Raw genomic sequence first — 17,654 nt, 5'->3', positions numbered from 1 at the left:
ACAATCAGGCCATGCGCGCCCCCCTCCTTCCTGTCTCCATCCTTTCTCTTTTCCTGTCTTGTGCCGGCGTTTGCCAGGCACAGTCGGCAGCCCCGGCCCAGACCGCCGCCGAGCAGAACAAACCGTCTCCACCCGGCGCGAGCGGCGCGGTAGAAAAACGCACCGAGCGGATTCACATTGAAGACGCTGGCGCCCGCATTGATGAGGTGCGCGTGGGCGGCGAAACCAAGACCATTGAGGTGCAACCCAAGGGGGGCATGCCAGCGTATCAAGTTGAGCCTACCAAAGGTGAGCGCAGCTGGAAAATCCTGGGATTCTGATTCATGGCGGTCTACACAGAAGTCTCGGCTGACGAGGCCAGTGCCCTGCTTCGACAACTCAAGCTGGGTGAGCTCAAAGCCATGCAGGGCTGCGCGGGCGGCATCGAGAACACCAACTACTTCGTGACGACCGAGGTCGACGGAGAAACGCGCGAGTACGTGCTGACCCTGTTCGAGCGGCTGACCCTCAGTCAATTGCCCTTTTACCTGCGTCTGATGAAGCATCTGGCCCTGAAAGGCCTGCCGGTGCCCGACCCCGCCGCCAATCGCGATGGCGATCTGGTGTTTGACGTCAAGGGCAAACCGGCTTGCGTGGTCAACCGGCTGCGCGGCAGAAGTGAGCTTGACCCGACACCGGCCCATTGCACGGCGGTGGGCGCCACGCTGGCCCAAATGCATTTGGCGGGCCGTGACTTTTCGATGTCGCAACCCAATCTGCGGGGCCTGGCCTGGTGGAACGAGACCGTGCCGGTGGTGTTGCCCTATTTGACCGCCCCCCAGGCCGCCCTGATCAAGAGCGAGCTGGCCTACCAGAACCACGTGGCGCAGTCGTCTGCCTACGCGGCCCTGCCGCGCGGCCCGATACACGCCGATTTGTTTCGGGACAACGTGATGTTTGAAGACCTGGATGGCGAACCCCATCTAACCGGGTTCTTTGATTTCTATTTTGCCGGTGTGGACACCTGGATTTTTGACATCGCCGTCTGCCTGAACGACTGGTGCGTCGACCTTGCCACCGGCGCGCACCATGCCGGGCGCGCCGAAAGCTTCGTGAACGCCTACAACGCGGTGCGTCCGCTGCAGCAGGCGGAGCGTGCGCTGCTGCCCGCCATGCTGCGTGCCGGGGCCTTGCGCTTCTGGATTTCGCGCTTGTGGGACTACCACCTGCCGCGTGAGGCCAGCATGCTCAAAGCGCACGATCCAGGCCATTTCGAGCGGGTGCTGCGCGAGCGCGTCACCCATCCGGTCCCCATGAGCGCTATCGCGACCCACCCATGAAGCTGAACATTGTTCCCGCCCGCACCGGCATGGTCTGGGTCAAGCTCGGCATACGAACTTTTTTCCGGCAGCCGCTGGCACTCGCCGGTCTGTTTTTCATGTTCATGGCCGTGATGACGGTTCTCAGCCAGGTGCCGATTGTTGGCATCGCGCTGGCCATGGCATTGTTGCCCGCGGCCACCCTGGGCCTGATGACGGCCACGCGGGAAGCGACCAACGGCCGCTTTCCCATGCCCGCGGTCCTGCTGACGGCGTTTCGCGCGGGCAAACAACAGACGCGCGCCATGCTGCTGCTGGGCGCGCTGTATGCCGCAGGTTTTCTCGGCGCAATGGGAGTGTCCTACCTGGTGGACGGTGGCGACTTTGCCCGCGTTTATCTGGGGGGGGCTGCACCGAGCCGCGAAATGATGCTGGAGCCCGCCTTTCAGGCGGCCATGTGGGTTTTCATCGGCCTGCATCTTCCGTTGTCGCTGCTGTTCTGGCATGCGCCCGCGCTGGTTCATTGGCACGGTTTGCCACCCGTCAAAAGCCTTTTCTTCAGCCTGGTGGCCTGTCTGCGCAATTTCTGGGCCTTTGTCGTTTTTGGACTGATGTGGCTGGCGGTGCTGGTGATGGTCGTCATGGGCGTCACAACGATCGCTGCCCTGCTGGGCAACCCCGCCTTGGCCGGCGACATCCTGTTTCCGGCCCTCCTGCTGATGGCTTCCATGTTTTTCACGTCGCTGTACTTCACATTTCGCGACAGTTTTGAGCCGCCGCCAGAAGCGGCGCCATGACCCGGCATCACTAGGGGCAGCCGGCCAACAGCTGGCCGGCGTGTCATGACAGCGTCACAGACGTTTCGTACGCTGGCGGGTATCTTCTTACCACGCCCTCCACACGCGGCCTGCCCACCATGAACATTCCATTTCGACTGCCCTTCGACGCCAGCCGTCAGTGCGGCTTGACTACACCTCTGCGTCTGCTGCTGGCCACGACAGCGGCATTCTGGATGGGCACCGCCCAGTCGCATGTGGTCACCACAACGGCGCCACGGCAGGTGAACGAGTTGCGTTTTCGCGATTTCTTTTGCACACCCGCAGGACAAACGGGACTTGAAATCAGCGACACCCTGCGCCAGTCCGACGGCCAGACGGTGCGGCTGGTGGGCTACATGGTGCAGCAGGAAAACCCGGTGCCGGGGCGTTTCATGCTGGTACCCCGCCCGGTGCAATGGAGGCAGAATGCCGCCGACAATGCAGATACCCTGCCCCCGTCCACGGTGATCGTCTATCTCGACCCCAGCCAGCAGGACTGGACCGTACCCCATGTCGGTGGACTGGTGACGGTGCGCGGCAAGCTAAGCGTCAGTCGCGATGAGCGGCCCGATGACCGGGCCCCGTGGGTACGCCTGCAGCTCGACCCAGAAGCGACGCGGAGCATGAACGGCTCTGAGTTGACCGGCTACCTGCACAAGCTCCAGCACTGAGTCCGTTTGCAGCGCCCGTGCGGGGCGCCACAGATCACATAAGTCAGTACCAATACAATGGCGCGGCGGCTTGGATAGAAGGCGATCTTGTCTTGCCTACCAACGCTGCCGGAGCCTTGCCCCCCATGAAATTCAGCACGCGTTTGTTTCTATGCTGCGCCATTCCAGCCCTCATGTTTATTGCCGGCCTGGGCACCAGCATCTGGGGTCTGATCCGCACCCAGAATCAGTTTGACAACTACATCAGGACCGAACAGACCATCCGCGCTGGCTTGTCAGAAATGTACGCCCAGGGTTTGCAAATGGGCCAGGCGCTGCGCAATATGGTGCTTGACCCGGCCAATCCGAAGGCGCGCGACAACCTGACCGCGGCCCAGACGGCCTACGACAAGGCATACAAGGAAACAGCGGCCACGGCACGGGGCACGCAGTTTGAGTCGCAGGTCAGCGCGCTCGTGCCTTTGCGTAGCGCGCAGGGTCAGGCACAGGACAAGGTGATCGCTGCGCTGGCAACCGACGGCGCTGAAGCCATCAAGACGCTTAACACGGCCGAAACGCCCGCCTGGCGGCAGCTCCGCGCCGAACTGCTCAAGCAGATCGATGGCGCCGCCAAAGTTTCCGAACAGACCCACCAGGCGGTCCAGGCGAACGCCAACCGCGCAACACTGATCGCTATTGTCCTGAGCTGCCTGGCAACCGCGGTCGCGGTTGCGCTGGCCCTTGTCGTGCTGCGCTCGCTGCGGCGCGAGCTGGGCGGAGAACCCGCCACCGCGAGGGATGCCATGGCCCAAGTGGCACAGGGCAATCTGTCGGAGCATCTGCCCGTGGTTCAGGGCGACCACAGCCTGATGGCCGGCCTCGGCCAGATGCAACTGGCGTTGCGGGAGGTGGTGGGTGAAATTCGCAACTCGGTTGAGTCGATCACGACGGCCTCCTCCGAGATTGCCGAGGGCAACCAGGACTTGTCGGCCCGCACCGAGCAAACCGCATCCAACCTGCAGGAGACCGCTGCCTCCATGGAGCAGTTGACCGGGACGGTCAATCAGTCAGCCGACTCTGCCCGCCAGGCCACGCAGCTTGCGTCTTCGGCAGCGGTGGTGGCGGCGCGCGGCGGCGAGGTGGTGTCCCAGGTGGTCACCACCATGGAAAGTATCAACGCTTCCTCGAAAAAGATTGCCGACATCATTGGCGTCATTGACGGCATCGCGTTCCAGACCAACATCCTGGCCCTGAACGCCGCGGTGGAAGCCGCGCGGGCCGGCGAGCAAGGCCGCGGTTTTGCCGTGGTGGCCAGCGAGGTGCGCAGCCTGGCCGGACGTTCCGCTGAAGCAGCCCGTGAGATCAGGAGCCTGATTGCCGACTCCGTTGGCAAGGTCGACGCCGGCTCCAGACTGGTCAATGATGCGGGTCAGACCATGAGCGAAATCGTCAGCTCCGTGCAACGGGTGGCCGACATCGTGGGCGAAATCAGCGCGGCGACCAGCGAACAGTCCAGCGGCATTTCGCAAGTCAACAGTGCCATCAGCAACCTGGACCAGATGACGCAACAAAATTCGGCGCTGGTGGAGGAGTCCACAGCGGCGGCCGAGAGCCTGAAAGACCAGGCGAGCCGGCTGGCGCAGGTGTGCGCGCAATTCAATCTGGGTCGAGCCTGAATCGACAGCACCTCTGGCGCGCGGATCTGAAGCCGCTGTGCTGGCGCGCAAGAGCACATGACCTTGACTTTTCGCAAGGGCACTCCTGACGGGTTGCGCTTGAATCAAGTCGTCGTCAGGGCATCCCGTTGTCCTGTTGGCAGAAGGGGGAAACATGCTTTCGAACCGATGCATCAGGGGCTGGGCAGTGGCTGTGATGAGTTCGCTCGTCGTGGCGTGTGGCGGTGGTGGCGGCGACTCGGACGACAGCTGGCTGTATCCACTGTGGGTCGAGACGGATGTACTCGCGGCCGATATTGACGGCGACGGCCGCACCGACGTGGTCACGCTCGCGCAGCTCTCCTCCAGCAGCTCACGGCGCGAAGGGCGGCTGGTGGTGCGCCTGCAGACCGCGCCCGGCGTATTCGCCCCGGCACAGTCATACCTCGTCGGCGTTTATCCCTGGAAAATGGCCCTGGGCGATATCGATGGCGACGGTGCCGCGGACCTGGTGGTCACCGACGTCGGCAGCCCTTCATCGACGACTGATCGCGCCGTCTGGATGCTGCGCCAGGACGCGAGCAACCGCGGGAACTTCCTGGCGCCCCAGCGCTTGGGGATCAACCCGACCAGGCCCTATGGCGTGGTCATCGGCGATGTGAACGGTGACAACGCGCCTGACATTGTGATCGCCGATTCGCCAGCCACCGGCCTGGGCGCCACGGTTCTGTACCAGGACGCAGCCCATCGCGGCATATTTCTCGCACCGGCCCTGATTGCGTTACCTGGCGAGGCAACAGCCGTTGCGATCGGCGATCTGAATGGGGATGGCCGCAGCGACCTCGCGTTTCGGGTATGGCTGTCGCAGACCAACTTCGTACCCAACACCGCACTCGCTGTTCGCTACCAGCAGGCTGGCGGCGTGCTGGCGCCGGCGCTTACCCTGTCAAACCAGACCGGGCTCAACACCCAACTGCTGACCATCGCCGATTACAACGCGGACGGGGTGCGCGATGTGGTCGAGTTTTTCATCCCGAGCGACACGGCCTACCAGGCCAAGGTCACCACCCTGCTGCAAAGCAATCCGCCGGGTTCATTTGGCGCTGTGGATACGTCTTTGGCGGGGATCAACGGCATGGATGGCGGGGTCGTGGGCGACCTCAATGGAGACGGCCGTCCGGACTTTGCCAGCGTCGGGGCGTACCCTGTGGGCTCCCCCTCCACGGTCTACTCCGCCCTGAACATCTTCATGCAAGACGGCAGTGGCGCCTTTACCTTGAAGACAAGCACCGCGATGCCGTTGGCATCAACCCGGGTCGCTGCCGGCGACATCAATGGCGATGGCCTGAACGATCTGGTCGTGCTGGGTGGCAGCAACCAGGTCCTGGTGCTGCTGCAATCCGCCGCTGTGCGCGGCACATTCCTGGTACCGCAGTCCCTGAACTGAGCCAATCAGGACCAGTTCTGCGTCGTCAGTGTTCACTCATCATCGCGCACCGGCAGGCCGTGATGTTGCGCCCATTCCTTCGCCTTGGCGATCGCGATGCGAATTGCCTTGCCTTCATCCATGCCTTCGGCCAGCAGCGCGTTGGCGATCTCGATCGCCTTGAGCCGCGCAGGCACGTTCAGATGGCGCATGGACGTGGGAAAGTAATCGGTGTTCCAGGGCATCGGTCAGCTCCCGGTTTGATTCAGGCGCGCAGCACGCATTTTTCGTACAAGCCCAGCATGCGCCCGGCCGGGTCGTATTTGGCCTTCAGGGCGTCATACTGCGCCATGCCGTAGGCTTGTGCAAACGCCTCCGGCGTGAAGTAGCTGTCCGAGTAGAGCGACTTGATACCGCCGCAACGAATCACTTCGCGTTCGACCAGCCGGTTGAAGTGGCCGGGCTCATGGGCGACCGTGCTCTCGACCACATCCCAGAAGCCAAAGTTCACATAGAGGGAGTCGGGCACCAGCGGATACAGCGTGAAGCGCGCGTCCGGTGCCGGCCCACGCACCGGGCAGATCCAGATCGGCAGGATGCCAATCTCGCGCAGCAAGAAGGCGAGGAAACCGGGTGCAGCAGCAATCGGGATATCGACATCCTGGATGACGGACTCGGTAAAGCGGCCGCGCCAGCGCGCCAGCCGCCGCGTCAGGCCCCAGCGCGCGTTCCAGCGCATGACCCGGGTGTAGGTGCGCGAGTTGAGGCGGGCCGGACCGAGCAGACGGCGCACCAGCGGGTGCTGTGCGTACAGGTTCTTCGAGCACCAGAACCAGTCGGTGTCCCAGCGCCAGATGTAGTCCTGCACCGTCAGGTAGTCGACTGGTCTGTCCAGCAGCGACCGGTAGTAAATGTGCTCGAATCGGTAGTCGCAGAGCCAGGGCGCGGCATCGACGAAACGGGCGCGGCTGATGACCTGCTGCTGCGGTCCGAACACCACGCCGTCAACAAAGTCGGCGTCGCCCTGACAGTGCGCAGCCAGGTCACTGAAGAACGTGCCCGGCGCTTCATGCTGCAGGTGTTCCACCTTGACGAACGGCTTGACCGGCAAGGTGCGCAGACGCAGACGCAACGCATAGCCCAATGTGCCGTAGGAATTGGGAAAGCCGAAGAACAGGTCCCGGTGCTCGTTGTCCGGCGTGCAGTGCAGCACCTCGCCGTCGGGCAGCAAGACATCAAGTTCGAGCAGGGTGTCATGCACCAGGCCCTGCCGGTGCGACGTGGCTTCGATGCCGACGCCCGCGGCCGCACCGCCCACGGTGATGGTTTTGAGCTGCGGCACCACCGCCGGCATGACGCCGCGCGGCAGGGTCTGCGCAACCAGTTCCTCGTAGCTCGTCAGGCCCTCGACATCGACCCATCCACGTTCAGTGTCGATGTCGAGCACATGGCAAAAACCGCTCAGGTCCAGCCGGCGCTTGGCGCCCTCGCGGCGGTCGCGAAACAGGTTGGAACTGCGCTTGCCCAGACCGAACGGCGCCGCACTGCCCGCCGCGCTGGACCGCATGGCGGCGACCAACTCGGCACGACGCAAGGCATGTGCCGCGGCGTCGGGGCTCATGAGTCAAGTGTCATACAGGTGCGCCCGGCTCATCGGGTAACTGGTGCGGGTCACATTGCCTTTGCTGAACACGATCTGGAACAAATGGGTGTAACCCACCGGTGAGCGGAACATTTCGGCGCAGCCCACCAGATAGGCTCGCCACACGCGGTGAAAGCGTTCGTCAAAGCGCTGCGGGTCCAGTGCCTGGATCGTCGCCCATTGCTGCTCAAAACGCAACGCCCACTCGTCCAATGTCAAGGCATAGTGGCGGCGCAGATTCTCGATGTCAAGGACTTCCAGCCCGCAGCGTTCCATCTCGACGATCACCTCGGACAAGCCGGGAATCCAGCCACCGGGAAAGACGTGCTTGCGGATGAACAGGTCGGTCTCGCGCGGTCCGACATGGCCAATGAAATGCAGCATCCCCAGCCCGCCAGGCTTCAGCAGATCGGCATGTGCCTGGACCACCTCGCCCAACTGGTCACGCCCGGCGTGCTCCAGCACGCCGATCGATACCACCTTGTCGTACGGGACATCGGCCGCGCGGAAATCGGCCTCGCGCACCGAGAGTTTGTCGTCCAGGCCACGGCGCGTGATTTCGCGGCGCACCCAGTCCACCTGCTCAGAGGTGGTGTTGAGCCCCGTGCCCGTGGCGCCCACAGTCTGCTGCGCCCGGAACAGAAAGCCGCCAAAACCGCAACCCACGTCAACGAAGTGATCACCCGGTGCGAGCCGGATCTTGCGGCAGACATGGTCGATCTTGCGCGCTTGCGCCTCCTCCAGCGTCTGCGTGCCCTCGGGCCAGTAGCCGCAGGTGTACATCATCAGCGGATCGTCGAGCCACAGACGATAGAACTCAGCCCCCAGGCCATAGTGGGCGCGCGCATTGGTCTTGGCCTGCGCTGCGCTGTGATTTGAAAACCGCAGCTCGTGGATACCGTTCTCGACATTGATCAAGGCCTTTCCACGCGAGTCAAGACCGCTGAGCAGGCCGGCCGCCAGCGTCGCCCCCAGATTGCCCTCGACATCGACGCTCTGGTCAAAATATGACTCCAGCAAGCCCATGTGCCCGCGCGTGAAGGCCTGCAGCAACGCGGCGTCGGTCCGGAATATCAGGGTGAACACCGGCTCGCCCGAGCCCGCACGGTAGTAGCCGCCATCGGGCACCGTGACCGCAAACGACATGCCGCTGCGGGCCTGCAGCGCGTCGACGATGCTTTGCATGGGAAACAACATGGGCGCTACTTTGTGAGCTTACGCGCTTGCCGGCGCGTTCGTCGCCGCCGCGGCGCGACCCGGGCGGCCCTGCGCGGCCTCGATTTCCTGCACCGCCTGCATCGTCCGCAACACGCGGTCGGGCGTCAGGCTGATGCTGTCGATGCCCAGCTCCACCAGGTAACGCGCCACCTCGATGTGGTCACTCGGTGCCTGGCCGCAAATGCCTGAATGCCGGTGATTGCGCCGGGCGCCCTCGACCGCGAGTTTGAGCATTTTCAGCATGCCGGGGTCCTGCTCGTCAAACGACTCGGCCACGATGGCGCTGTCGCGGTCGACGCCCAGGGTGAGCTGCGTCAGGTCGTTGGAGCCGATCGAGAAACCGTCGAACAGCTCGGCAAACTCATCGATCAACAGCACGTTGTTGGGGATCTCGCACATCACATAGACCTCGAGGCCGTTCTCACCGCGCTTGAGGCCATGGGAGGCCATCGACTCCAGCACGCCTCTGGCCTCATTGATGCGGCGGCAGAACGGCACCATCAGCTTCAGATTGGTCAGCCCCATGACCTCCCGCACCCGCTTCATGGCCGCGCACTCCAGCGCAAAGCCTTCGGCATAGGCCGGATGGATGTAGCGCGCCGCGCCCCGAAAACCCAGCATCGGATTCTCTTCATGCGGCTCGAAGTCGCGCCCGCCCATCAGCGCTGCGTACTCGTTGCTCTTGAAGTCCGACAACCGCACGATCACCGGGCGCGGGTAGAAAGCGGCGGCAATCGTGCCGACGCCTTCGGCCAGCCGCTCGACGAAGTAACTGGCACCGTCCGCATAACCGGCCGACAGCGCGAGCACGCGTGCGCGCTCCGCCGAATCCTGGATGCGCTCGGGGTGCAGCACCGCCATCGGGTGCACCTTGATGTGCTCGTTGATGATGAACTCCATGCGCGCCAGGCCCACGCCATCGCAGGGCATCTGGCTGACCTGGAAGGCAAGCTCGGGGTTGCCGAGGTTGACCATGATCTCGGTGACCGGGCGCTTCAGGCCGGTGAGATCGGTGACCTGCTTGTGAAAGGCAACCGAACCCTCGTAAACCTTGCCTACCGCACCCTCGGCGCAGGACACCGTGACCGTCTCACCATCGCGCAAGACCTCGCTCGCGTGTTCAGCACCCACCACGGCCGGAATGCCCAACTCGCGCGCGACGATGGCCGCATGGCAGGTGCGCCCGCCGCGGTTGGTGACGATGGCGGCGGCCGTCTTCATCACCGGCTCCCAGTCGGGCGTGGTGGTGTCGGCGACCAGCACCTCGCCGGGCTGGAACGCCGACAAATGCCGCGCATCCGTGACCAGCCGCACCCGCCCGGTCGCCACCTTGGCGCCCACTGCGCGGCCCGTGGCACGCACTGTGCCGGTGCCATCCAGCAGGTATTCCTCCAGCTGCAGCGCCTTGCGCTGCGAGATCGCGGTTTCCGGGCGCGCCTGCACGATGAAGATCTCGCCGTCCGGCCCATCTTTGGCCCATTCGATGTCCATCGCCCGGCGCTCGCCCGCCAGCCGGCTGTAGTGGCCCTCGATCTTGATGGCGGCATCGGCCAGCACCAGCACATCGGCATCGCTCAGGCAGTAGCGCAGCCGGTCGGCTCGCGGCGTGGGGCGGTTGACCACGGGCTCACGCGTGCGGCCCGGCGCATAGACCATGTGCACCTGCTTGTCACCCAGCGTCTTGCGCAGCACGCTGCGAAAGCCCTGGGCGTAGGTCGGCTTGTGCACATAGAACTCGTCCGGATCGACCGCGCCCTGCACCACGTTTTCACCCAGGCCCCAGGCGCCGGTGATGAACACCACATCGGGATGGCCGGATTCGGTGTCGATCGTGAACATGACGCCGGCCGACGCCAGGTCGCTGCGCACCATCTGCATCACGGCCACCGAGAGCGAGACCTTGAAATGGTCAAAGCCGTTGTCGGTGCGGTAGGAGATGGCCCGATCGGTAAACAGCGAGGCCTGGCAGCGCTTGACCGCGTCGATCAGCATCTCTTCGCCCTGGATGTTGAGGTAGGTATCATGCTGGCCGGCAAAGCTGGCGCTGGGCAAATCTTCCGCGGTGGCCGAACTGCGCACCGCAACACTCAAGCCCTCGCCGCTGGCAGCTTTCAGCGCCCGCCAGGCCTCGCGCAATTGCTGTTCAACGGCCACCGGCATGGGCGCGCCATAAACGATCTCGCGCGCCCGGGAACCGGCGCGCGCCAGGGCTGCGATATCGGTCTTGTCGAGCTTGTCGAGCAGGCGGTGCAGCTCAGGCCAGGCGTCGGCGGCATTGAGCGCGTCGCGATAGGCAGACGCCGTAACGGCAAAGCCGTCCGGCACCCGCACGCCCAGCGGCATGAGCTGCTGGAACATCTCCCCCAGCGAGGCGTTTTTGCCGCCGACCAGCGGCAGATCGGCGAGCGACAGCTCACGAAACCAGCGGATGTAAGGGGCAGCGGGCATGGCAGTCTCCTCAACGTAGGGCGTTGGGAGGCATCATCACCCGCGGCCCGCTGCCCGGCGTTGACAGGCGTCAATGGCGGCGACGGGCCGTGGCGCGCTCTGTGGCTTCAGATTTGCGCGATCACTTCTGCCTTTTTGATTTGTCAGTGTTGTCCCGTGGTTGTCATTCAAATGTTGCTGGCTTGTCCAAACGCCTGCTTACAACTGCAACAACTTCCTAACGCAAGATCCAACAAATACTTAAGACCACACTTATATGATGGACTTGCGCTCAATCAATAGAAACACCAGTTCACCAAGGACATACGCATGAAACGAATCCGAATTCTGTTTATCGGGCTGGCGCTGTCTGCCGGGTTTGCAGGCTCACAGGCCCAGGTTGGTCAACCCGGTCGCCTGCTGGCTTCCAACTGCTTCCAATGCCATGGCACCAATGGCAAAGGGCCCGGCTTCGACGCGATTGCCGGCAAATCGGTCGGTGAAATCTACACCAAGCTCAAGGAGTTCCAGGCCGGCAAAGAAGGCAACGGCATCATGGCCAAACATGCCCTGGGCTATACCGACCAACAGATGCAGGCCCTTGACAAATGGTTGTCCACCCAGCAATAGGCCCTTGATCAGCTAACAGAACCTGGAGAACAACATGGAAAGACGTTATTTTTTGAATGCCACTGGAGCCGGATTGGCGGCCAGCTTATTGGCGGCGTGCGGCGGTGGTGGATCTGATCCGAGCGTGGATAGCGCTGGACCTCAGCCCGTCACGGACAGGAGTACGAGACCGGTGGTGAACACTGAAGCCAAGTCCCGCGTGATCGTGATCGGCGGCGGCATGGGTGGCGCAACTGTGGCCAAGTACCTGCGCCTGTGGGGTGACGCGATCAGCGTGACCCTGGTCGAGCGCATGCCTACCTACACATCCAACATCATGAGCAGCATGGTGCTGACCGGCCAGCGCACGATGAGCAGCCTGTCCTTCAACTACGACACGCTGCGCAGCAAGTACGGCATCACCACCGTGTTTGGCGAGGTGGTCGCGATCGACCCCGTGGGCGTCAAGGTCACGCTTGCCGACGGCACCGTGCTCACGGCTGACCGCATCGTTATGGCACCCGGCATCTCTTTTGACACCGTGCCAGGGCTGGGCAGCTCCAACAAGATGCCGCATGCCTGGCAGGCCGGTCCGCAAACCACCCTGCTGGCCAACCAGCTCAATGCCATGCCCAGCGGCGGGGTCGTGGTGCTGACCATCCCCAAGACGCCTTACCGCTGCCCGCCCGGCCCGTACGAGCGCGCTTGCCTGATCGCCGACTGGCTCAAGGTGAAAAAACCCGGCTCCAAGCTGATCGTGCTCGACGCCAACGCGGGCATCGTGACCGAGGTGGACAACTTCACCAACGCGTTCATGGGCCTGCATGGCAATGTGATCGAGTACCACGCCAATGCCGAAGTCACCAGTGTGGACCCGGCCACGATGTCGCTCCTCACCACGGCCGGCACGGTTCGAGGCGATGTCATCAACATGATTCCGCGCCAGCGCGCCGGCGCGCTCGTTGCCACAGCAGGGCTGAATAACGCCACCGAGGGCCGCTTTGCCGGCGTCAATGTGTTGAGCTACGCCAGCACCGTGTCGGGCGCAGACAAGATCCACATCATCGGTGACGCCAGCGCCACCACCCAACCCAAGGCCGGCCACATCGCCAACCAGGAAGCCAAGGTCTGCGCCGATGCGATCAGTCGCATCCTGTCCGGCGGCTCACCCGACCCTGCGCCTGTGACAAACTCGGCCTGCTACTCGACCATCACCATGAGCCAGGCCTCGTGGCTGACAGCAGTATTCCAGTACAACCCGGCCTGGACCAACCCGGCGACATCGATCACCGGGCCGGCCATGGTGCCTGTGGCCGCCAGTTCTGCCGCCTCAACCGGCTGGAACAGTGACAGCTTTGAAGACATGGGCAAATGGTTCAATGCCCTGATGGGCGACTCGTTCGCCTGACGCCGCCGCCCTCACAACGGGCGTCAGCTTCAGTGGCCAGTCTCGGGCAGGGACTCTGGATATGTGTATGCCGGGCAGACTTGCCGCGTCACCCGTCATTCACAGAATCATGCGGTCAAGTTCCCCTACCCAAGGGGAAAAACGTGGCGCGGGCGACCAGCATAATGGTCTGCCCGAACCACCCGCTGCTGCCATGCCCGTCCGCCCCGATCCCCAGACGCTGATTACCGCCCTCACCCAGGCCCGCCTGAGCGGACAGACGCTGCGCGCTGCCGACTGGGCCAGCGCGATCCACAGCGAGGCCGAGGCCTACACGGTGCAGGACGGCGTGGCCGCGGCACTGGGCTGGCTTGAGGGTCCGCTGGTGCGGCACTGGAAGTCCGGCGGCACTACCCGGTCCGGCCCATTCAGTCATGCACCCCTGGACCCCGCGGGCGTCAACCCAGCAGACGGGCTGGGGCCCCTGCTGGGCGTGGAGGCAGAAGTGGCGCTGCGCCTGGGCCGCGATGTCAGCCCCGAGGCGGCGCGCGCCATGGCGCCTGAGACTGCCGGGTACTGGGTCGATTCGATGGCCGTCTCGGTGGAGTTGGTGGCCTCGCGCTGGGCCGAGGGTCTGGCTGCGCCGGCGCTGTTGCGCATGGCCGATCATCAATCGCATGCCGGCCTGCTGTTGGGCCCCTGGCAGCCTTATGCGGCTCGTGACTGGTCGACTCAGACCTGCCAGATCCAGATTGGCAGCCAACCGCCGATCAAGCATACCGGCAGCCATTCACTGAACGACCCGGCCTGGCTGCTGCCCGCCTGGTTGCAGCATCTGACGCGCCATGGGGCCACCGTCGCGGCCGGTACGGTGGTGACCACCGGCTCCTGGGTCGGCTGCTTGCCGGTCCAGCCGGGTGATCGCGTCAGCGTCCACTTTGCCGGCCTGGGCCATCTGACGGCACAGCTGTAGCCAGGCGGCCAACAGGCTGACCTTGCTGCCTGACCGTGCATCCACATCAAACACAATCGAGAGCAAAAAATGCCAGCAACCGAACTCTTCGTCACATCTATGGGCGTAGTGGGTGACAAAGAATTGCTGGTTCCCACCGGCAAGCAAGGTAGCACCTATCCGCACGTTCAGGACTGGGTCACGGCCAAGCTGAAGGCCAAGACTTCTGTGAAAGACATCAGCACATTGGTCCTTGTCAAAGGAATCAAGCAGTGGGCTGTTTACGAAGAAAAATCCGGTTCAAAGAAGATTCGGACCGTCTTCAAAATCACGTAGCCTGTGGCTTACGGCGCAGGCATGGCGAGGGCACGCAAGCGCTGATGCGCTGCGTCTTCCAGATCCGGCGGCACGGACTGTTTGGCATTCAGGTAGTGGCTGGTGAAGACGTCCAGATAGGCCTCCAGCGTCTGGGCCGCATGCGGCTCACCGCCCAAGGCCAGACACAGTGCGGCGACCTCCGAGGTGCACAGATGGTCATCGCGCGTCGAGCGACGCAGGCGGTAGCGCGAGAGTTGTTCCGGCTGCAGGCTGAGCACCGGCAAGTGGTTGAGATAGGGGCTTTTGCGAAACATCTTGCGCGCTTCGGGCCAGGTGGCATCGAGCAAGACAAACAGCGGCCGTTTTCCGGAGGGCACCTGCACCTCGGTGACTACCCGTTCGGCAGGTACAAATTCGCCGGGAAACACCAGATAGGGCTCCCACTGCGGGTCGGCCAGCAGGGTTAGTAAGGCGGGGTCCACCTCCGTGCGCGACCAGCCAAAGGCGGCGGTGTCCTTCACCACATCGGCGATCAACCAGCCGGTATTGCTGGGTTTGAGCGGCTCGATGTCGCACATGATCAGGCACATACCAGCCTGGGTAGGCACCTGTGGGCGCAAGGCGCACAGGCAGTGGCTGAAGATCACCCGGCAACCGGGGCAGCGCGGCGCGCGCGAACCACGGGCGATAAAGGGCGTGTCACGGCGCGCCATGCGCACATCGCGCAAGCGGGCGACCGCATGGCTCATGCCGCTCGCCGCAGGTAAAAGATGACGCAGGACATGGGGTGTGTCAGTGGGTTGAAGAAGAGCCGAGCAGGGAAAAGATCAGGGCACCGGCGTCAGCTTGGCGACGCTCAGCGCCAGCCATTTCACGCCATGGCGCGGGAAGTTGATCTGCGCCCGTGCATCGTCACCCACACCTTCGAGTGTTTGCACCGTGCCTTCACCGAACTTGGCGTGAAACACCTTCATGCCAGCGCGCAGGCCGTGGGATGGCTCCGCTTTCTGAACGGGAACGGGTGCCGCCGCAAACTTCGAATAATCAGTGCCATATGAGCCTCTAGCCCCCGTGGAATAAGCGCCACCAGCTCCTGAATTTATAGCAACGCCAGAACCAAAGCCCTGGTTTCTGGGGGTGATCCATTTCAGCGCCGCTTCCGGCAGCTCCTCAAAAAACCGGCTCTTCAGGTTGTAGCGCGTCTGCCCATGCAACATGCGGGTTTGCGAGTGGCTCAGGTACAGCCGTTTGCGCGCGCGGGTGATGGCGACATACATCAGGCGCCGTTCTTCCTCCAGCCCATCGCGGTCGCTCATCGAGTTTTCGTGCGGGAACAGGCCTTCTTCCATGCCGGTGATGAAGACACAGTCAAACTCCAGGCCCTTGCTGGAATGCACCGTCATGAGCTGGATGGCATCCTGCCCGGCCTGCGCCTGGTTGTCGCCCGCCTCCAGCGCCGCGTGCGACAGGAAGGCGGCCAGCGGCGACAGGGTTTCGCCGGTGTCGGCATCGGGGGCCAACTCCTCCAGCAGCGCCTGGTTGAGGTCCAGACCCTGTGACGCCGGGGACTGCGTCAAGGCACGGCCCTGCTCATCGATCGGACGCGCCGCCGCATCCCGCCCGAAGTTCTCCAGCGAGACAAAACTGGCAGCAGCGTTGACCAGCTCTTCCAGATTCTCTACCCGGTCGGCGCCTTCGCGGTCGGCCTTGTAATGGGCAATCAAACCGCTGTGCTCCAGCATCTGTTCCACGATTTCACTCAGCTTCATGCCTTGGGTCTGCTCGCGCAAGACGTCAATCCCGGCCAGAAAGGCGCCGATGTTGGTGCCCGCCTTGCCAGTGAGGCCGCTCACGGCATCACTCAGCGCGCAGCCGCTGGCGCGCGCCAAGTCTTGCAGCTGCTCCAGGCTGCGCAGGCCGATGCCGCGCGGCGGAAAATTCACGGCGCGCAGAAAGCTGGTGTCATCGCGCGGGTTCTCCAGCAGGCGCAAATAGGCCAGCGCGTTCTTGATTTCCGCGCGCTCAAAAAATCGCAATCCGCCATACACCTTGTACGGCACGGCGGCGTTGAACAAGGCGGTCTCAATGACCCGGCTCTGCGCATTGCTGCGGTACAGCACCGCTATTTCCTTTCTTTCGACATCCTCGCGCACCAGCTGCTTCATCTCGTCCACCATCCACTGCGCCTCGGCAAAATCGCTGGTCGCTTCAAACACGCGCACCGGCTCACCCGGGCCCTGCGCCGTGCGCAGGTTCTTGCCCAGCCGCTTGGTGTTGTAGCTGATGAGCTCATTGGCCGAATCCAGGATATTGCTGCCGCTGCGGTAGTTTTCCTCCAGCTTGATCTGGTGTTTCACCTTGAACTCACGCACGAAGTCGGCCATGTTGCCCACGCGTGCACCACGAAAGGCGTAGATGCTCTGGTCATCGTCGCCCACCGCCAGCACACACCCGCTTGGGTTGAAGGCGGACGCATCATCCACCGAGCCGTGCGCACCGGTGCCGGCCAGCATCTTGATCCACGCGTACTGCAGTTTGTTGGTGTCCTGGAACTCGTCGATCAGGATGTGACGAAAACGGCGCTGGTAGTGCTCCCGAATCGGGTCGTTGTCGCGCAGCACCTCAAAGCTGCGCAGCATCAGCTCGCCAAAATCAACCACGCCTTCGCGCTGGCACTGGTCTTCATACAGCTGGTAGATCTCAACCTTTTTGCGGGTTTCTTCGTCGCGCACTTCCACCATGTTGGGGCGCAGCCCTTCTTCCTTGCAGCCGCCGATGAACTGCTGCATTTTTTTCGCCGGAAAGCGTTCGTCGTCGACGTTGAACTGCTTGTACAGACGCTTGATGCTTGACAGCTGATCCTGCGTGTCCAGAATCTGGAAACTTTGCGGCAGGTTGGCAATTTTAAAATGGGCGCGCAAAAAGCGGTTGCACAGGCCATGGAAAGTGCCAATCCACATGCCGTGCACGTTCACCGGCAACATGCTGGTGAGGCGCGTCATCAATTCCTTGGCCGCCTTATTGGTAAACGTCACGGCCAGCACCCCACCGGGCGTCACCTGACCGGTCTGCAACAGCCAGGCAATGCGGGTGGTCAGCACTCGGGTCTTGCCCGAACCAGCCCCCGCCAGAATCAGCGCATGCTCGGCCGGCAAGGTCACGGCGGCACGTTGCTCGGGGTTGAGGTTTTGCAGCAGCGGGGAATCCTGCTCGCCCTGTCGGGAAATTTCTGAGAACATGCAGGCATTGTAGAA

16 protein-coding genes are annotated in these 17,654 nt (G+C 63.3%); 10 read left to right on the top strand and 6 right to left on the bottom strand.

Annotated features, from left to right (window positions below; translation table 11 throughout):
• Positions 1-11: 11 nt before the first annotated feature.
• From Q7T10_RS20210 to Q7T10_RS20185, 6 genes are all read left to right on the top strand, one after another.
• A complete protein-coding gene (locus Q7T10_RS20210; RefSeq protein WP_304751620.1) occupies positions 12-320 on the top strand; it encodes a hypothetical protein in 309 nt (102 codons plus the stop codon).
• Positions 321-323: 3 nt separating this feature from the next.
• Entirely contained in the window at positions 324-1,319 is a 996-nt protein-coding gene (locus Q7T10_RS20205; RefSeq protein WP_304751618.1) for a homoserine kinase, read from the top strand.
• Positions 1,316-2,095, top strand: coding sequence for a BPSS1780 family membrane protein (locus Q7T10_RS20200; protein ID WP_304751616.1), 780 nt, complete (start codon positions 1,316-1,318; stop codon positions 2,093-2,095). Before Q7T10_RS20205 ends, Q7T10_RS20200 begins: the two co-directional genes overlap by 4 nt.
• 119 nt (positions 2,096-2,214) lie before the next feature.
• Entirely contained in the window at positions 2,215-2,787 is a 573-nt protein-coding gene (locus Q7T10_RS20195) for a hypothetical protein (protein ID WP_304751614.1), read from the top strand.
• Between the two features lie 125 nt (positions 2,788-2,912).
• Positions 2,913-4,442: a methyl-accepting chemotaxis protein gene (locus Q7T10_RS20190; RefSeq protein WP_304751612.1), complete on the top strand. Its 1,530-nt coding sequence runs from the start codon at positions 2,913-2,915 to the stop codon at positions 4,440-4,442.
• Between the two features lie 196 nt (positions 4,443-4,638).
• The gene (locus tag Q7T10_RS20185) at positions 4,639-5,868 is read left to right on the top strand and encodes a VCBS repeat-containing protein (RefSeq protein WP_304751610.1); all 1,230 of its coding nucleotides are present in this window, start codon (positions 4,639-4,641) and stop codon (positions 5,866-5,868) included.
• Between the two features lie 32 nt (positions 5,869-5,900).
• Here Q7T10_RS20185 and Q7T10_RS20180 read toward each other — a convergent pair whose 3' ends face one another.
• From Q7T10_RS20180 to ppsA, 4 genes are read right to left on the bottom strand one after another with little or no spacing between them, the layout of a single operon-like run.
• Positions 5,901-6,092, bottom strand: coding sequence for a hypothetical protein (locus Q7T10_RS20180; RefSeq protein ID WP_304751608.1), 192 nt, complete (start codon positions 6,090-6,092; stop codon positions 5,901-5,903).
• Between the two features lie 20 nt (positions 6,093-6,112).
• Positions 6,113-7,468 (bottom strand): FAD-binding protein, encoded by a 1,356-nt coding sequence (locus tag Q7T10_RS20175; protein WP_304751606.1) that lies wholly within the window; start codon positions 7,466-7,468, stop codon positions 6,113-6,115.
• Positions 7,469-7,471: 3 nt separating this feature from the next.
• On the bottom strand, positions 7,472-8,686 hold the full coding sequence (locus tag Q7T10_RS20170) for a cyclopropane-fatty-acyl-phospholipid synthase family protein (protein WP_304751605.1): 1,215 nt from the start codon (positions 8,684-8,686) through the stop codon (positions 7,472-7,474).
• Between the two features lie 18 nt (positions 8,687-8,704).
• Entirely contained in the window at positions 8,705-11,155 is a 2,451-nt protein-coding gene (ppsA, locus tag Q7T10_RS20165) for a phosphoenolpyruvate synthase (protein ID WP_304751603.1), read from the bottom strand.
• Between the two features lie 309 nt (positions 11,156-11,464).
• Here ppsA and Q7T10_RS20160 point away from each other — a divergent pair, with 309 nt between their 5' ends.
• The 4 genes from Q7T10_RS20160 to Q7T10_RS20145 all read left to right on the top strand — a co-directional run bounded on the left by Q7T10_RS20160 (position 11,465) and on the right by Q7T10_RS20145 (position 14,418).
• Complete coding sequence (locus Q7T10_RS20160) at positions 11,465-11,764, top strand: c-type cytochrome (RefSeq protein WP_304751601.1); 300 nt, start codon at positions 11,465-11,467, stop codon at positions 11,762-11,764.
• A gap of 175 nt (positions 11,765-11,939) precedes the next feature.
• A complete protein-coding gene (locus tag Q7T10_RS20155; protein ID WP_304751599.1) occupies positions 11,940-13,151 on the top strand; it encodes an FAD-dependent oxidoreductase in 1,212 nt (403 codons plus the stop codon).
• Between the two features lie 193 nt (positions 13,152-13,344).
• Entirely contained in the window at positions 13,345-14,103 is a 759-nt protein-coding gene (locus Q7T10_RS20150) for a fumarylacetoacetate hydrolase family protein (RefSeq protein ID WP_304751598.1), read from the top strand.
• Positions 14,104-14,172: 69 nt separating this feature from the next.
• Positions 14,173-14,418 (top strand): hypothetical protein, encoded by a 246-nt coding sequence (locus Q7T10_RS20145; protein WP_304751596.1) that lies wholly within the window; start codon positions 14,173-14,175, stop codon positions 14,416-14,418.
• Positions 14,419-14,426: 8 nt separating this feature from the next.
• Here Q7T10_RS20145 and Q7T10_RS20140 read toward each other — a convergent pair whose 3' ends face one another.
• Together Q7T10_RS20140 and Q7T10_RS20135 are read right to left on the bottom strand one after the other, a co-directional pair.
• A complete protein-coding gene (locus Q7T10_RS20140) occupies positions 14,427-15,149 on the bottom strand; it encodes a tRNA-uridine aminocarboxypropyltransferase (protein ID WP_304751594.1) in 723 nt (240 codons plus the stop codon).
• Between the two features lie 78 nt (positions 15,150-15,227).
• Positions 15,228-17,639 carry a UvrD-helicase domain-containing protein gene (locus Q7T10_RS20135; RefSeq protein WP_304751592.1) on the bottom strand — a complete coding sequence of 804 codons (2,412 nt, stop codon included), beginning with the start codon at positions 17,637-17,639 and terminating at the stop codon, positions 15,228-15,230.
• Positions 17,640-17,654: the final 15 nt, after the last annotated feature.

This window comes from Rhodoferax sp. (genome assembly GCF_030646845.1).
GTDB lineage: Bacteria > Pseudomonadota > Gammaproteobacteria > Burkholderiales > Burkholderiaceae_C > Rhodoferax.
Note: the sequence above shows the minus strand (reverse complement) of the source record. Positions and strands in the feature narration are given on the sequence as shown.

Bases quoted from the DNA above. Each gene is read 5' to 3' on its own strand.
- Q7T10_RS20210 (WP_304751620.1), top strand. From the start codon at position 12: ATGCGCGCCCCCCTCCTTCCTGTCTCCATCCTTTCTCTTTTCCTGTCT.
- Q7T10_RS20205 (WP_304751618.1), top strand. From the start codon at position 324: ATGGCGGTCTACACAGAAGTCTCGGCTGACGAGGCCAGTGCCCTGCTT.
- Q7T10_RS20200 (WP_304751616.1), top strand. From the start codon at position 1,316: ATGAAGCTGAACATTGTTCCCGCCCGCACCGGCATGGTCTGGGTCAAG.
- Q7T10_RS20195 (WP_304751614.1), top strand. From the start codon at position 2,215: ATGAACATTCCATTTCGACTGCCCTTCGACGCCAGCCGTCAGTGCGGC.
- Q7T10_RS20190 (WP_304751612.1), top strand. From the start codon at position 2,913: ATGAAATTCAGCACGCGTTTGTTTCTATGCTGCGCCATTCCAGCCCTC.
- Q7T10_RS20185 (WP_304751610.1), top strand. From the start codon at position 4,639: ATGAGTTCGCTCGTCGTGGCGTGTGGCGGTGGTGGCGGCGACTCGGAC.
- Q7T10_RS20180 (WP_304751608.1), bottom strand. From the start codon at position 6,092: ATGCCCTGGAACACCGATTACTTTCCCACGTCCATGCGCCATCTGAAC.
- Q7T10_RS20175 (WP_304751606.1), bottom strand. From the start codon at position 7,468: ATGAGCCCCGACGCCGCGGCACATGCCTTGCGTCGTGCCGAGTTGGTC.
- Q7T10_RS20170 (WP_304751605.1), bottom strand. From the start codon at position 8,686: ATGTTGTTTCCCATGCAAAGCATCGTCGACGCGCTGCAGGCCCGCAGC.
- ppsA (WP_304751603.1), bottom strand. From the start codon at position 11,155: ATGCCCGCTGCCCCTTACATCCGCTGGTTTCGTGAGCTGTCGCTCGCC.
- Q7T10_RS20160 (WP_304751601.1), top strand. From the start codon at position 11,465: ATGAAACGAATCCGAATTCTGTTTATCGGGCTGGCGCTGTCTGCCGGG.
- Q7T10_RS20150 (WP_304751598.1), top strand. From the start codon at position 13,345: ATGCCCGTCCGCCCCGATCCCCAGACGCTGATTACCGCCCTCACCCAG.
- Q7T10_RS20145 (WP_304751596.1), top strand. From the start codon at position 14,173: ATGCCAGCAACCGAACTCTTCGTCACATCTATGGGCGTAGTGGGTGAC.
- Q7T10_RS20140 (WP_304751594.1), bottom strand. From the start codon at position 15,149: ATGAGCCATGCGGTCGCCCGCTTGCGCGATGTGCGCATGGCGCGCCGT.
- Q7T10_RS20135 (WP_304751592.1), bottom strand. From the start codon at position 17,639: ATGTTCTCAGAAATTTCCCGACAGGGCGAGCAGGATTCCCCGCTGCTG.